Source organism: Pseudoalteromonas sp. 19-MNA-CIBAN-0066, from assembly GCF_040308705.1.
Classification (GTDB): domain Bacteria; phylum Pseudomonadota; class Gammaproteobacteria; order Enterobacterales; family Alteromonadaceae; genus Pseudoalteromonas; species Pseudoalteromonas nigrifaciens.
Map to the genome: position 1 here is coordinate 1 of NZ_JBEONZ010000197.1, position 274 is coordinate 274.

General features: G+C 34.7%; 1 protein-coding gene. It reads left to right on the top strand.

Annotated features, from left to right (window positions below):
• The coding region (locus tag AAEZ18_RS18795) for an RnfABCDGE type electron transport complex subunit D (protein ID WP_352255917.1) at positions 1-274 on the top strand (274 nt) is incomplete at both ends.

Consider the following 274-nt stretch of genomic DNA (forward strand, 5'->3'; position numbering starts at 1 on the left):
GTACTACTTGCATTGAGCATTCCGCCATTAGCCCCTTGGTGGATAGTTATTATTGTCTGTTTATTTGCCATCGTTATAGTTAAGCAGCTCTATGGTGGTTTAGGGTTTAATTTATTTAAACCTGCTATGGCCGCTTATGTATTATTATTAATTTCGTTTACGGTACAAATTAACGCGTGGATGCCAAATAACGAGTTATTAAATAATCCGATTTGTTTTAACGACCAGCTTAGGGTTTTTTTTACAGAATTTAATTCCAACCGTTTTAGTTTAG